The sequence below is a fragment of the Helicovermis profundi genome (assembly GCF_033097505.1).
Lineage (GTDB): Bacteria > Bacillota > Clostridia > Peptostreptococcales > Acidaminobacteraceae > Helicovermis > Helicovermis profundi.
In genome coordinates this window covers 2,488,505-2,502,222 of record NZ_AP028654.1, presented here as the reverse complement: position 1 = coordinate 2,502,222, position 13,718 = coordinate 2,488,505, and the positions used below count along the sequence as shown (strand labels likewise).

The window sequence follows — 13,718 nt, the reverse complement described above, 5'->3', positions numbered from 1 at the left end:
TATTTTATGATTAATTTAAAGATTAATCATAAGCTCCTTTTTATTAGTTAATAAACACGCTATTATATTATCGGATTTAGATATAAAAATTTCTTAAATGGCTTTGATAAATCAATATTATTTAGTTGAATATCATTTTTCCCTTCTACATTAATTTTAACCATATCTACATTTTTTAGAGATGTGAAAGTTTCAATTATACTGTCTATCATAAGATTTTGATACTCACTCTCTCCACTGTAAGCATCTGAAAATTCATTTGATAAATTAAGCGTTAAGAGCTTATTTTCTATTTTATAATCAAGTAATTTAATATTTTTTGGAATAGTACTTAATAAAAGTTTATCTGAATTATCGTTTATTTCGCCAGAAACTAGCAAATCAAATATTTTAGATATATCATTTGCATCACTTTTAAGAGGAGTTAAGTATACCTTGTTTATATCTTTATCTTTATCTATTTTAGTTAAAAGGCCCAAATAAATTTTAGGAGAATATTCTTTAATAAAAGAATTTCTTAAATCAGTACCATGAAAATACTTAACAGTAGCTTTATTATCAACTAAAATTGTTAGTTTTTCGATATAGGGAAATTCAAAAAAAGTATTTTTAAATGAGTTTAACGCTAAATATGCTAGAGTAGAACTACTAGAAAATTTATTTGCTTCATTTTTTGTAAGTTTTAGTATTAATTCATCACTAGTAAGTCTTGCACTAAATACTCTAGGAACTATTGATTCAGAGGTTAAACCTGAGTTTTCAAAAGGACCATCTAATAAAGCGTTAAGTATCCCTCTAATATAACTTTTACTTACTTTAATATCTTTTGAATAAGGAATAAGATATTCAGCGTTTTTATCAGTAAAGTAAAGACTTGTAAAATTATTAGTATTTGTATGATTTATTGCTTTTGCATAATGAAATTTTTCCATATATGTTGCGTTAAAATTAATGGGATTAACAGTAGTATTTTCGTTTATTTTACTATTATTACTTAAAATATTAATAGTAAAGTTCCCAAGCAAAATATCTAATGATTTACTGTCAAGTGGAATTTGTAAAGTAAATATCGATGTATTTTCATTAGAAATATCTGAATTAACCAATATATTTAAATTTTTATTATTAAAAGATTGTATTGTTTTTGTGCCTTTATTAACATTAATAACTAAATTTTCTTTAAATTTGTTAATATCCTGAATAACTTTTTTCTTAAGTTTATCATCAAGCAAAGATGTTGCTTTAAAAGTAAAAGTAAGAGAATCAGGATTAATAATATAGTCATTAGAATTAATAGAGGATGAAATAGATAAATTTGGCACTACTTCAATTTCAGCTGTTACAGGAGTAATAGGCGCTTTCTCTTCTTTTTTTATTGAATTTATATTAAAATGTATATTATCTAATTTAAGTAAATCTATATTTATTGGTGTTAAAGTTAATGTTACACCAATTATTATTAATATAAATATATTTATAAAAAATTTTGACATGAATTATCCTTTCGCTATTTAAACACTAATATATATATATTATAATAAAAATATAAGAAAATATCTAGATTTAAATATTAAATAAAATTAAAATTACTTTTAACCTTAAAAATAATAGTTCGATTAGAAAAATGATTAAATTTGGAAGGGTGTAAAATGGAAAATAAAATTGTTAAAAAAGATATAATTAAAAAAAATACAATTAGAAAAAATGATGAAATAGAAATAGTGATTTTAGAAATGGGCGAAAAAGGCCAAGGAATTGCTTATATAAATGATTTAAAGATTTTTATAGATGGTGGTGTAGTAGAGGATAGACTAATAGTTAAAATAGTTAAAATCTCTAATAAGTACTTGGTTGGCAAATTATTAAAAGTTATTGAACCCTCAAAATATAGAATTATAGAAGAATGCAAGTATTCTAGAGTTTGCGGTGGATGTCAGTATCAAAGTATCGATTATAAGAAACAATTAGATATAAAAAGAGATTTAGTAATAAATGCACTTAAAAAAGAAATAAAAATAGATGAAAAAAAAATTATGAAGACTATTGGAATGGATAATCCATACAAATATAGAAATAAAGCACAATTTCCAATTAATAAAAATGGAGATGATATTGTAATAGGCTTTTATAAAAAAGCGTCACATATTTTAGTTGATATAGATGATTGCATACTTCAAAATCCGAGAGTTAAAGAAATTGTTCAAGTTTTTAAAAAATATATTTTAGAAAACAATGTATCCATATATAATTCTAAAACCATGATAGGAGTTTTAAGATATGTAGTTATTAGAAGTTCTTTTCTTACAAATGAAGATATGCTTATAGTAGTTACAAGTGAAGATGAATTAGTAACAAAAGATATATTAATTAAAAATTTAAGGTCGGTTAAAAGTGTTACTTCTATTATTCAAAATGTAAATAAAGATTTAGGCAATAAAATACTTGGAACAATAAATAAAACTATATATGGTAAAAATACAATTATGGATAGTATAGGCGATATAAAATATAATATTTCTCCGCTTTCATTTTTTCAAGTTAATTCATTTCAAACTAAAATTTTATACGATAAAGTAGGTCAGTATGCTAATTTAACGGGTGAGGAAATTGTATTTGATTTATATTCAGGGATTGGGTCAATAGCGCTTACTATAGCTAAAAATGCTAAAAAAGTATATGGTGTTGAGATTATTAAAGAAGCCGTAGATGATGCAAGAGAAAATGCTAGGCTTAATAATATAAAAAATGTTGAATTTATAGTGGGAAGGGCAGAAGAAGTTGTGCCAAATATGTTTAATAGAAAATCAGAAATTACTGCCGACTTAGTTATAGTAGATCCGCCTAGAAAAGGATGCGATAGAGAGCTTCTAAGTACAATAGTTAAAATGAAAGCTAAAAAACTTATATATGTGTCTTGCAAGCCTGCTTCACTTGCTAGAGATTTAAAATATTTAGTAGATAATGGATTTGTTGTAGAAGAAGTTACTCCTGTGGATATGTTTAGTTGGACGAGTCACGTGGAAGTCGTTTTGAGACTAACAAGAAAGAATCTTTTAGGTGAGATAAGTGAGTGAAAATATTGCAAAATAAGTAGCTAACTATCAAATTATTGATGGATTGTTTATGATAATATGAGAACTGCTGTAAAAAGTTTTGTAGGATTACATGAGAGAGAAGCTAATATTATTTATGAAGAGCAAGAATGTAGAGTTGGTAAGTATAGTACTATTCAAATAGAACACAATAAATATTCTGTTACAGATCACCTTGTAGGAAGGTTTGTTAAACTTGACAAGTGTGATTTTTTTCTGTATTGTTTAACTACCGACCGGTCGTATGTAAAAGAGAGGGGTTATCGTGTCAAAATTAAATCAAATAAAAAAAGTTGCTCTAGAACTATTTGCAGAAAAAGGTTTCGATGCAACATCAATGAGTACTATTGCAAATGCTGTAGGAATCAAAAAAGCTTCAGTATACTCGCATATTAAGAGTAAAGAAGGGCTTTACTTGTTGTTACTTGATGAAGTTCTTGAATGGGATAGAAAACACTTCAAACACCTTATGGAGAGTAATGAACAATTGAATGCTAAAGAAAAGTTTCATCTTTTGTTCATAGAATATTGTAGGCTTTATCAAGTAGAGCCCTATCTTACACGCATGAAATTTATAAATAGGGTTATGATATTTCCACCTGAAATAATAAATAGTAAACATCGGAATATCTTTGAAGAAAAAGAGATACAGTTTTTTCCTATATTAATTACTCTTATTCATGAAGGACAGGAAAGTGGGGAAATTAAGCTCATTTCAGAAGTTGAAATTATATCATTTTTCTATTGTCTAATTGATGGTCTGTTTGTAGAATCCTGTTATTATAAAAAAAAACAGTTTGATAATAGATCTGAAAAAATATGGTTAATGTTTTGGAAAGCAATAAATGATCAAACATAATTTTGTTTATGGAGGAGAAAAAAATGTCTAGTAATATAAAAGAAAACATAAAAATGGATATACTTAGTAAGATTGATATTCGTGTAGGCGAGATTATATCTGTAGAAGATATTGAGAAATCAGATAAAATGGTTAAGCTCATAGTCGACTTTGGAACATTTAATCGAACTATTTTGGTTGGTATGAAAAAGGAACGAGAAAAACCATCAGAAATAGTTGGTCATCAAGCATTATTTGTGGTGAATCTTGCACCTAAAAAAATGTTTGGTGAGGTATCAGAGGGGATGCTGTTTGATATAGGATATGAAGATGGCATCATTCCAGTTTTAGCAATGCCAGAGAAACCTGTACCTAATGGTTCAAGAGCAGGGTAGTTGATTATGGTTAGTGGCTTATTAACATATGGATCAATAGCAATAATTGTAGTATCAACGCTTATTTACCATGTAGCACAAAAATCAACTCCTAGTGATATTAATCCTTTAATATCACTAATTGTAACATATGTGACCTCTTTAGTTATTTGTGTAGTAGCTTATATACTATTTCAAAATGGAAATAACTTTATTGATGAAGTTAAAAAAACCAATTGGGCAATTGTTGTATTAGGTCTGTCAATTGTTGGTATTGAGTTTGGTTTTTTAGTTGCATATAGGAGTGGATGGAATATCAGTAAGGCTAATCTTTTTGCAAGTTCGATTATAGTAATATTGTTAATACCTATAGGATTAGCATTCTTTAATGAAAAGATATCACTTTTAAATATAGTAGGTATAATCTGTTGTATTGTAGGGGTTGGTTTAATTGGTCAATAGTATAAAATTTGAATTAATTAAGGAAGGAGCAAACAATGTTTAGGGAGATGAGAAGAAAAGATAAAATACTTAATAAAAAGGAATGTGAAAGACTGTTATTTGAAGGTGAGTATGGTGTATTATCAACTAATACAGCTATTGAATATCCATATGTTGTACCATTAAATTACGTTTATCATGATAATAGTATTTTCTTTCATTGTGCAAGTGAGGGATATAAATTAGATAATATTGAGTTAAATAATAAAGTTTCATTTTGTGTCACATCTAATATTGAAATACTTCCCAATCAGTTTGATACCAATTATGAAAGTGTTGTAATTTTTGGTAAAGCTTACGAGGAAACAGAGAAGAAGATAGAAGCATTAAAGTTTCTAATAGAAAAGTACTCAAATGAATTTAAAGATTCTGCTACTAAATATATTGAAAAAGCACAATCTATAACTAGGGTAGTGAGAATAGATATTGATCATATAACAGGTAAAATGCAAAGATAACTTCAAAAAAAGAATAGTAAAATAATTCATTAATATTAGCCTAATTAGTTAGAATACATTTGGTGATTAAAATGACATTGCTTTTTATTATCTTCAAGTTTTTCAGAAAATGATAAGTTTATTGGTCAAGATTTTTCTTTAACAAAGAATGTATATGGGAATCATGCAATGTATCTAGTATACCAAGATTTTCTTTTGATTTAGAATCTAATGAAAAAAATGAATGAATAATTGATTGGGTTAAAGAAGCTAAAAAAATTGATATGCCTATATTTTTAAGATTATTTGGAGGAATGAATGGTGACTGGGTTCAGTGGAATGGTAATACTGAATTATATAAAGTAAAATTTCGCTTAGTTCACGATTTTATGCAAGAATATGCACCTAATGTTGCTATGGTTTGGGATCCAAATAGATGATCCAATAGAAACAAATGGAATTAGAATAGAAGACTATTATCTTGGGTATTCTTATGTTAATTGGGAAGTAGTAAATAGTAATTATTATTTAGGTAAAATGGTTGAAAATGCTAACTACAGTTATAAGAAAATTTATTAAAAGATAACGATGTTGACACACATGGAGACGGTTTTGAAATTGGTAAGAAAAGAGCAATAAGACAGCAACGATAATTGAAATATTGCTAAAAAGACGTTAATTATCATAATCATAGATAATTAGCGTCTTTTTTTTTCGTTGAAAAAATAGATTAACTGACCTTTTAAAGAACAATAACTTATTGAGATCCTTTAATCAAAAGGCGGCCAGTTAATATCTCTGAAAGCATGTATTTTGAGACTGTTATGATTTAATAGAAATAACCGGCATTAACAATATATTTTCATTCGAGGCGTGAACAATACACTTTCCATTTGAACTTGGCTTATATTTAAAAGGCTGATGAATTTTTGAACCACTAATGAAGTATTTTCCTTGTATCACGAGTCTTAACTCATCACCTTTTCTATAATAGGTTCCTGAGGGTGAAAACTTAAATTCCATTTTTGCATGTTCACCTTTGCTTAATGGTTTTAAAGTATCAAAATCATATTCAGGTGTATATGGGGTACTTAGATTTTCATTCACTGTTCTAAGGGCTACTCTTAAAGTGCTTTTTGCAACAATATCGTTAGGAAAACCATAAACACCTTCAAACTCAACTTCTTTACCATCATGGAATTTCTGAATCCCTACAAAAATGTTGGCGTCATCTGTTTCTTCTAATTCGATATTCAATGTAAGTTTCATTGGGCCAACAATTTCGGTGTCTTGAGTGAATTTATATTTATATGTCAAACTACCATTTTTAAGATCGAATTTTATATTTTTATCTGAGGATTGAAAATCTTCATTAAGTGACATATTCTCATTATTTAAATAATGTTTAGTCCAAATAACTTCTTTAGGTGGGAATTGATCTATATATCTAACTTCTTTAACTTCATCACCAAATTCTCTTATTTCCAGACGGACTTTTGGATGTTGATCCATGCCATTCTTGACTTCTTTTAAAAAATAATCGAAAAATTTAAGCATTAGAGATTGTACTTCTTGACTGTAATATTCTGTCCATTCTCCATTTCTATGAGTATACAACCATTTTTCTGTTGAACTAACTTTTTCATAGGCTCTAAAACTTCCACTGCTATGAAACATTTGACATGAATAACTTACACAGTTAAGCATAGGGACGGTTATTTTTTCTAAAGCCGGTGCAAAGGCTTTCCAATAATCATCTCTTGTTGTGTGGGCTAGTTGAGCTTGTCTCATATCTGCACAATCGCCCATCGTGGATACACGTTTCATAAAGAAGGGAGTGAATCCCTCCTCCATTACACCATTTTGAAAAAACCAATCTTTATATAAATCAGAAACACCTTCCCAAGGACAAATAGCTTTTAGATGTGGTGGATTCATAGATGCAGTTTTATACTGATTTATTGCTAAATACGAAACTCCTAACATACCGACGTTACCATTACTCCATTCTTGAATTCCAGCCCACTCGATGGAATCATATATATCAAGAATTTCCTCATTATCGAAAAAAGATTGGGGTTCTTTTGCCTTTGGCGATTTTCCAAAGCCTCTCTTATCAATGTTTAATATTGCGTAGCCATTTATGGCCCAAAAATTTGGGTCTGGTGCTTCAAAACTTGTTTCATCAGAAAAAACAAGTTTTCCTGGTTGTCTTGCAAATCTATATTGTATATGCATATATCCATCCTTACAAAGGACATCTTTTCTACCTGAATATAAAGAGAGTAATACAGGGAATTTTCCCTTTGTAGAAGGCATATAGATATTCGCACTGACATAACTTCCATCTCTTAATGGAATGTGAATATCTCTCAAAATTCTTATAGATGGACTCGATTCTATCACAGTGTAATTTTTCGGTTTTATCAAATTTCCTATTTTTCCAATGATTTGTTTAGGTGAAGTTTTTTTGATAATCATTTGAATTCCTCCTTAGTTTCGGTTAATGCTTTATCTTGCTATCAACATAGTGTTGATATATACTTATTATATGTCTAATTGGATATTAAGTGAATAAACAATAAGGGAATATCTGTTCATGAATAAATTGAATTTAGGAGGAAATCCATGGATAAATCTATGCAAGAATTATCAAGTTTTAGTAAAACAAATGAAATTGAGAATAAGATAATAGATGCATTTATGACTTTATATGCTGATAACCCTATAGAAAAAATTAGTATTAAAATGATTACGGATCTTTCAAACTTAAATAGAGGTACTTTTTATCTTCATTACCTTGATATCTATGATTTGTTGGATAAAATTGAAGCCTATTTTTATAATATTACAAAGGTCGTTGCTAAGAACTCATTAAATGCATTATTTAATGATCAATTGCTTTTAGAAGCACTACCCAATATGGGATTTTATAAAAAACATTTATGTTATTACAAGGTGCTACTTTGTAATAAAGGAAAATCAAACCTTGAACATCTTATGAAAGAAGAAATTAAAAATAAACTATCTCAATATTACCAAAAAGATCTGAAGAAAGACCATCTTTTAGATGAATACGCACTGGAATACTTTGCTGCTGCAACTGTTGCGACTATTATCCATTGGATAAGAAATGATATGATTGTTCCTCAAAGAGATATTAGCAAGTTAATTCAAGATTTTTCAAATAATGGCGTACTTCATTTTTTTGAGGGATAACTGCAAATTGAGCTGATCATAAATATAAATATTTACATGGTAATTTGACACCTTTCTTGAAAAGAACTACAATAAATCAGTTGACCGAATTATTTTGTAAAGGGGTTTTTATGAACAGTAAAACGAAGAAAACAAATCAGTCAAAAATAATTTTACAAGCTGCTTTTAAATGTATTTCTACTAGAGGTTATGCAAATGTATCAATGCGTGAAATTGCAGATGAAGCAGGTGTTGTACTTAGTCAAATTCATTACTATTATAAAAATAAAGAAGGACTTTTTGTCGAGGTTATTAAACTTATGATGAATGATTACTTAGTAGAAATAGAAGATCATTTAAAAAATGGAATAACACCAAAAGAAAAAATTTCGGGACTTATTATTTATTTTCAAGAAGTTTTAAGGGGAAAACCAAAACTTTTTAGGGTGCTTTATGATTTATCGAGTATGGCTTTATGGTCTGAAACATTTAGTAAATTGCTTAGTAATTTATTTAGTGATGTGGCAGATTTAATAGATAAATACGCGCTAAATAATATTACTTTAAAGAGCAATTTATCTAAATATTCTTCTATAGCAATATCAAGAATGATTTTTGGAGCAATGTTTGGAACAGCTATACAAGTCATATTAGATCCAGATGAAGAAAAATTACCTAGTGCATTAACATCGATAGAATTAATTTTTGATTAAACATTAAAATATTGGTAATAGTAAGGTCTAATTGAAAAAATGCATATAACATTATTATGGAGGAAAAATTACAATGAAGATAAAAATTATAACAGATTCTAATTGCGATCTGTCTGAGAAATACATAAAGGACAATGATATTCCTGTTGTACCGTTTTATTTTAATTTAAACGGAAAGCATTATGAAGATAATTTTGGAAAGGAATTAGGCTATAAAGAATTTTACAATGAATTAAATAATGGTGTTCTTTCAACAACTTCACAAATTACACCATACAATTTTGAAGAATTATTCAGAAAACTTACATCAGAAGGATACAAGTTAATATATATAGGTTTTTCTTCTGCACTAAGTGAAACTTTTAATAATGCTAAACTTGCTAAAGATAGTTTAGTAAATGAGAATAAAGATACAGATATAACTTTGATAGATTCATTAAATGCTACATCGGGTCAAGGTCTATTAGTTTATTATGCAGTTAAAATGCTTAAAGGCGGAAAATCTAAAGAGCAAATTATAAATTGGGTTGAAAATAATAAAAACAATGTAAATACATGGTTTACTGTCAATAGTTTAATGCACCTAAAAAGAGGTGGTAGAATTTCTTTAACAAGTGCAACAATTGGTGGTATTCTTGATGTTAAACCTATTTTAATGATTGATAGAAATGGTAAATTAGTATCTATTAAAAAAACGCGTGGAAGGAAAAAATCTATCAGAGCACTAATGGATGAATTTAAAGAAAAAGTATTAGATCCTGAAAATCAAGTGATTTTTATTAATCACGCTGATTGTTTAGAAGACGCTGAATTTTTAAAATCAATGGTACTTGAAGAGTACAATGTAAAAGATGTAGTTATTAATTACCTTGGACCTGTTATAGGTAGCCATGGTGGCCCTGGATTACTTTCAATTTCTTTTTTGGGCGAGGATGTATAAAAATAATAACTGTGAGGCATTCATTGTTTGGGGGAAAAATGAAAACTATAAGTGATGCAATTAAATATATTTTAAGTTTTGAAGTTTATGTTATGCTTCCAATATTAATGTTTACTTTAAGTATGATAATAGGAATAAAATTTAAAAACGCTTTAAAATACAGTATGACACTTGGTGTGGGGTTTCTTGGAATATTTATGGTATTTGATTTTTTTGTTTCAAAAATGAGTCCAGCAATAGAGGCAATTGCTTTGAACACAGGGAGTGATATGAAAATATTAGATGTAGGTTGGCCTCCTCTTGCAGCTTCTTCGTGGTCATTTTCTTATGTTCCACTAATAGTATTTTTAATAGTACTCGTTAACGCTATTATGCTTTATTTTAAATGGACCAATACTGTAAATATTGACATATGGAATTATTGGCATTTTATATTTATGGGTCAAATGGTTTTTTATGCTACAAGTAATGCTGTACTAGCAATTATTGCTGCCATAATAACTATGATTATAATACTTAAAATTGGAGATTGGAGCGCTAAAAGAACTGAAGAATTATCTGGTATTCCAGGGATTGCAATAACCACTCTTTCCACTGCTGTAAATTATCCTATTGCATTATTTATAGATAATTTGATAGAAAGAATTCCACTAATAAGGTCAATAAATGGAAATCCTGAAAAATTACAAAAAAAACTTGGATTTTTTGGTGATTCTATGTTTATAGGATTTTTAATGGGAATTGGAATAGGAATCGCTGCTGGATATTCTTTTAAAGAAATAGCTAATTTAGGAATTAGTGTGGCTGGTGTTGTATATATTATTCCCAAAATGTCTGGGATATTAGGTGAAGGATTAATACCAATTTCGACTGGTGCAAAAAAGTTTATACTAAATAAATTTTCACATATGAAAGACTCTAGAATGGGAATGGATTTGGCTGTAATAATTGGAATGCCAGAAGCTATTGTAACAGGAATATTGGTTATGCCAATTGCAGTTATTCTAGCATTATTTTTACCTGGAATTAAGTTTATACCATTAGGCGATTTGCCGAATCTGATAGCAGGTGGAACACTTATAGTGGTAGCGACAAGAGGTAATATTTTTAGATCAGTTATAGCATTTATTCCAATTATAATTGGAATGCTTTACTCAGCAACAGACTTATCAGAATTGTATACAAAAATAGCTATAGATAATAGGGTACTTGTGACTAATGTTAGTTCAGGTATAACTTCTTTTCAAGATGGTGGAAATGTACTAAGAACGTATATGTATTATTTATTTACAGGAAATAGATTTACATTATTTTTGATTCCGATTATAGTAATGCTTTTAATATTCACATATAGGCAGTATAAAAAGGATGAGATTGTAATAGTTAATATTAAAGACGAAAGTATTGAAATATAATTAGCTGAAAATAATTTAGTGAGGTATTATGAAAAAAATTGAAACTCAAAGATGTATTATTAGAACTTTTTTAGAAGAAGATATTAATGATTTTATGATATATAGGAATAATGAAGAATGGATGATATATCAAGGCTTCAAAGGTCTATCAAAGGAAGAGTATCAAGAAATATTGATGAAAGAATTTTCTTTAAATGATGGAGTCCAATTAGCAATTGAAGAAAAATCCAATAAACACCTTATTGGTGATATTTATTTAAAGCAATGTGAAGATGAGTTTTGGATAGGTTACACGATAAATCCAATTTATGCTAGGCAAGGTTATGCATTTGAAGCGGCAAAGGGTATTATGGAATGGATTAAATATACTGGTGGAAAAAAGATTTATGCAGGAGTATTACCTGAAAATATTGCTTCTATTGAGCTATTAAAAAAGCTTGGCTTTAAGTATACTGAAACTGAAGAAGATGGAGAAAAAATTTATTTTATTAAAGTTTAAATAATTATGAATTATAATAAAGTAAAAACGGAGGCAACAATGAGTGGTTTATATGATGAATTTAAAATGAAAAATTTAAAGTTAAAAAACAGAATAGTACTTCCGCCTATGTGCACAAATATGGCAAATAATGGTTTCATTAATGACTGGCATTTTGTACATTACTCAACGAGGGCGATTGGTGGAGTTGGACTTATTATCGTTGAAGCAACTGCTGTAAGTGAAGAAGGTAGAATCACTAAGGATGATTTGGGACTTTGGGATGATGAACAAATAAAAGGACTTAAAAAAATTGTTGAATTCTCTCATTCAGAGGGAGCTAGCGTTGCTCTCCAATTAGCTCATGCAGGAAGAAAAAGCGACCTTGGTTCACTGGAAAATAGACCGCTTGCACCAAGCGAAATTGGATTCAGTAGTGATTATATTTTGCCAAGAAAAATGAGTAAAGAGGATATTTCTGAAATAGTTGAGAATTTTAAAAGAGCTGCCAAAAGAGCTTTAGAAGCTAATTTTGATGCAATAGAAATTCACGGAGCGCATGGATATCTAATAAACCAATTTTTATCGCCTCTTTCAAATACTAGAACAGATAAGTACGGGGGAATATTAAAAAATAGACTTAGAATATTGGTTGAGATTGTTAGAGCTATAAAGGAAGTTTGGCCGTCTGATAGAGCACTTATGCTAAGAATTTCGGCAGATGAATATGATGAATTAGGAAATAATTTAGATGATTTTGTTGAAATTGTAAGTACCGCTAAAAGTGAAGGTGTGGATATAGTTGATATAAGTACTGGAGGAGTTGTACCTAAAAAAATTATGACTTACCCAGGTTATCAAATAAGTCACGCAGAATATATTAAACAAAATTCTGAGATTTCAGTAATTGCCGGCGGTCTTGTTACGAGCGTTTTAATGGCTGATGAAATTGTTAGAAATAGAAGAGCTGATTTAGTATATATGGGACGTGAACTTCTGAGAAACCCATATATGCCATTGACACATTCAAAAAAAGTTTTTGCAGAAATTAAATGGCCGACTCCATATGAGAGAAGCAAAGTAGTACGAAAATTTGGGTTTTAATAATTTTAGAAAAGCAGTAATAATTATTATAAAAGATGATTATTACTGCTTTTAAGTTTATTTCTATATTTTCTAACCTTCATAAGTGATGCGCAAGTATTATCGCACCATTTTCTTGTTTTATTTTTACTTTCATCATAAAATAGCCAATTACAATCAGGATTTTTGCAGTAATTAATCCGACTTAGTTTATTTTCAGATACCAAATCAAAAAATGAAGATATTATTTTGTAAACAACTAAGTTGACATAACTATTTGTTAATACTTCTATAATATTATATTCTCCGTTTTCAAAAACAATATTTTTTTTAAACTCATAAGATGCCATATAATTATTTATTAATCTAAAATCGTTTAAATCTATTTTTTCGTTTTTACAATTTGAGTAGATTATTTTTTTTAATAGATCTCTTAAATCTAATAATATCTCAATTTGATTATTTTGAAGTGGTTTTTTAAAATCTATATTCCAAGAATTGAAAAAATCTAAAATTAGTTTTTCATCTTTCAAAGGTTCTTTAAACATTTCATGGAAATTATACCATTCAGTATTAATAAATTCTATGCATAAATATTTCATTGTATCCTCCATAATGAATATTGACAGTTACATTTTGTTTTGATAGA

Annotated in this window: 16 protein-coding genes and 1 pseudogene; 14 read left to right on the top strand and 3 right to left on the bottom strand. The window is 28.2% G+C overall.

The features are described from left to right. Nucleotides 1-62 precede the first annotated feature (62 nt). Nucleotides 63-1,493: a GerMN domain-containing protein gene (locus AACH12_RS11255; RefSeq protein WP_338535507.1), complete on the bottom strand. Its 1,431-nt coding sequence runs from the start codon at nucleotides 1,491-1,493 to the stop codon at nucleotides 63-65. 156 nt (nucleotides 1,494-1,649) lie between these two features. On the opposite strand from AACH12_RS11255, the gene rlmD reads away from it, so the two are divergent. From rlmD to AACH12_RS11220, 8 genes and pseudogenes are all read left to right on the top strand, one after another. Continuing rightward, nucleotides 1,650-3,074: a 23S rRNA (uracil(1939)-C(5))-methyltransferase RlmD gene (gene rlmD, locus AACH12_RS11250; protein WP_338535506.1), complete on the top strand. Its 1,425-nt coding sequence runs from the start codon at nucleotides 1,650-1,652 to the stop codon at nucleotides 3,072-3,074. Between the two features lie 57 nt (nucleotides 3,075-3,131). Beyond that, nucleotides 3,132-3,278: pseudogene (locus tag AACH12_RS14270) on the top strand (hypothetical protein); the annotation flags it as partial. 79 nt (nucleotides 3,279-3,357) lie between these two features. Continuing rightward, the gene (locus tag AACH12_RS11245) at nucleotides 3,358-3,951 is read left to right on the top strand and encodes a TetR/AcrR family transcriptional regulator (protein ID WP_338535505.1); all 594 of its coding nucleotides are present in this window, start codon (nucleotides 3,358-3,360) and stop codon (nucleotides 3,949-3,951) included. Nucleotides 3,952-3,974: 23 nt separating this feature from the next. Beyond that, on the top strand, nucleotides 3,975-4,325 hold the full coding sequence (locus AACH12_RS11240) for a tRNA-binding protein (RefSeq protein ID WP_338535504.1): 351 nt from the start codon (nucleotides 3,975-3,977) through the stop codon (nucleotides 4,323-4,325). A 6-nt stretch (nucleotides 4,326-4,331) separates the two neighbouring features. Continuing rightward, the gene (locus AACH12_RS11235; protein ID WP_338535503.1) at nucleotides 4,332-4,766 is read left to right on the top strand and encodes an EamA family transporter; all 435 of its coding nucleotides are present in this window, start codon (nucleotides 4,332-4,334) and stop codon (nucleotides 4,764-4,766) included. A 35-nt stretch (nucleotides 4,767-4,801) separates the two neighbouring features. Continuing rightward, nucleotides 4,802-5,263 carry a pyridoxamine 5'-phosphate oxidase family protein gene (locus tag AACH12_RS11230; RefSeq protein WP_338535502.1) on the top strand — a complete coding sequence of 154 codons (462 nt, stop codon included), beginning with the start codon at nucleotides 4,802-4,804 and terminating at the stop codon, nucleotides 5,261-5,263. Between the two features lie 263 nt (nucleotides 5,264-5,526). Then, a complete protein-coding gene (locus tag AACH12_RS11225; RefSeq protein WP_338535501.1) occupies nucleotides 5,527-5,682 on the top strand; it encodes a hypothetical protein in 156 nt (51 codons plus the stop codon). After that, complete coding sequence (locus AACH12_RS11220) at nucleotides 5,651-5,821, top strand: hypothetical protein (protein WP_338535500.1); 171 nt, start codon at nucleotides 5,651-5,653, stop codon at nucleotides 5,819-5,821. Before AACH12_RS11225 ends, AACH12_RS11220 begins: the two co-directional genes overlap by 32 nt. Nucleotides 5,822-6,064: 243 nt before the next feature. Here AACH12_RS11220 and AACH12_RS11215 read toward each other — a convergent pair whose 3' ends face one another. After that, nucleotides 6,065-7,723: a CocE/NonD family hydrolase gene (locus tag AACH12_RS11215; protein WP_338535499.1), complete on the bottom strand. Its 1,659-nt coding sequence runs from the start codon at nucleotides 7,721-7,723 to the stop codon at nucleotides 6,065-6,067. A 147-nt stretch (nucleotides 7,724-7,870) separates the two neighbouring features. Between AACH12_RS11215 and AACH12_RS11210 the strand changes: the two genes are divergently transcribed. From AACH12_RS11210 to namA, 6 genes are all read left to right on the top strand, one after another. Next, nucleotides 7,871-8,461, top strand: a complete 591-nt coding sequence (locus tag AACH12_RS11210; RefSeq protein ID WP_338535498.1) for a TetR/AcrR family transcriptional regulator — start codon at nucleotides 7,871-7,873, stop codon at nucleotides 8,459-8,461. Nucleotides 8,462-8,571: 110 nt separating this feature from the next. After that, a complete protein-coding gene (locus tag AACH12_RS11205) occupies nucleotides 8,572-9,153 on the top strand; it encodes a TetR/AcrR family transcriptional regulator (RefSeq protein WP_338535497.1) in 582 nt (193 codons plus the stop codon). A gap of 73 nt (nucleotides 9,154-9,226) precedes the next feature. Next, complete coding sequence (locus tag AACH12_RS11200) at nucleotides 9,227-10,093, top strand: DegV family protein (RefSeq protein WP_338535496.1); 867 nt, start codon at nucleotides 9,227-9,229, stop codon at nucleotides 10,091-10,093. Between the two features lie 38 nt (nucleotides 10,094-10,131). Further along, nucleotides 10,132-11,508 carry a PTS transporter subunit IIC gene (locus AACH12_RS11195; protein WP_338535495.1) on the top strand — a complete coding sequence of 459 codons (1,377 nt, stop codon included), beginning with the start codon at nucleotides 10,132-10,134 and terminating at the stop codon, nucleotides 11,506-11,508. Nucleotides 11,509-11,536: 28 nt separating this feature from the next. Further along, nucleotides 11,537-12,007: a GNAT family N-acetyltransferase gene (locus AACH12_RS11190; protein WP_338535494.1), complete on the top strand. Its 471-nt coding sequence runs from the start codon at nucleotides 11,537-11,539 to the stop codon at nucleotides 12,005-12,007. Between the two features lie 6 nt (nucleotides 12,008-12,013). Beyond that, complete coding sequence (gene namA / locus AACH12_RS11185) at nucleotides 12,014-13,090, top strand: NADPH dehydrogenase NamA (protein WP_338535493.1); 1,077 nt, start codon at nucleotides 12,014-12,016, stop codon at nucleotides 13,088-13,090. 26 nt (nucleotides 13,091-13,116) lie between these two features. Here the strand turns inward: namA and AACH12_RS11180 are convergent, their stop codons facing one another. Then, nucleotides 13,117-13,671, bottom strand: coding sequence for a CGNR zinc finger domain-containing protein (locus tag AACH12_RS11180; protein WP_338535492.1), 555 nt, complete (start codon nucleotides 13,669-13,671; stop codon nucleotides 13,117-13,119). Between the last annotated feature and the right edge of the window lie 47 nt (nucleotides 13,672-13,718).

Coding starts and splice junctions, on each gene's coding strand:
- AACH12_RS11255 (WP_338535507.1), bottom strand. CDS start 1,493: ATGTCAAAATTTTTTATAAATATATTTATATTAATAATAATTGGTGTA.
- rlmD (WP_338535506.1), top strand. CDS start 1,650: ATGGAAAATAAAATTGTTAAAAAAGATATAATTAAAAAAAATACAATT.
- AACH12_RS11240 (WP_338535504.1), top strand. CDS start 3,975: ATGTCTAGTAATATAAAAGAAAACATAAAAATGGATATACTTAGTAAG.
- AACH12_RS11235 (WP_338535503.1), top strand. CDS start 4,332: ATGGTTAGTGGCTTATTAACATATGGATCAATAGCAATAATTGTAGTA.
- AACH12_RS11230 (WP_338535502.1), top strand. CDS start 4,802: ATGTTTAGGGAGATGAGAAGAAAAGATAAAATACTTAATAAAAAGGAA.
- AACH12_RS11225 (WP_338535501.1), top strand. CDS start 5,527: ATGCCTATATTTTTAAGATTATTTGGAGGAATGAATGGTGACTGGGTT.
- AACH12_RS11220 (WP_338535500.1), top strand. CDS start 5,651: ATGTTGCTATGGTTTGGGATCCAAATAGATGATCCAATAGAAACAAAT.
- AACH12_RS11215 (WP_338535499.1), bottom strand. CDS start 7,723: ATGATTATCAAAAAAACTTCACCTAAACAAATCATTGGAAAAATAGGA.
- AACH12_RS11210 (WP_338535498.1), top strand. CDS start 7,871: ATGGATAAATCTATGCAAGAATTATCAAGTTTTAGTAAAACAAATGAA.
- AACH12_RS11205 (WP_338535497.1), top strand. CDS start 8,572: ATGAACAGTAAAACGAAGAAAACAAATCAGTCAAAAATAATTTTACAA.
- AACH12_RS11200 (WP_338535496.1), top strand. CDS start 9,227: ATGAAGATAAAAATTATAACAGATTCTAATTGCGATCTGTCTGAGAAA.
- AACH12_RS11195 (WP_338535495.1), top strand. CDS start 10,132: ATGAAAACTATAAGTGATGCAATTAAATATATTTTAAGTTTTGAAGTT.
- AACH12_RS11190 (WP_338535494.1), top strand. CDS start 11,537: ATGAAAAAAATTGAAACTCAAAGATGTATTATTAGAACTTTTTTAGAA.
- namA (WP_338535493.1), top strand. CDS start 12,014: ATGAATTATAATAAAGTAAAAACGGAGGCAACAATGAGTGGTTTATAT.
- AACH12_RS11180 (WP_338535492.1), bottom strand. CDS start 13,671: ATGAAATATTTATGCATAGAATTTATTAATACTGAATGGTATAATTTC.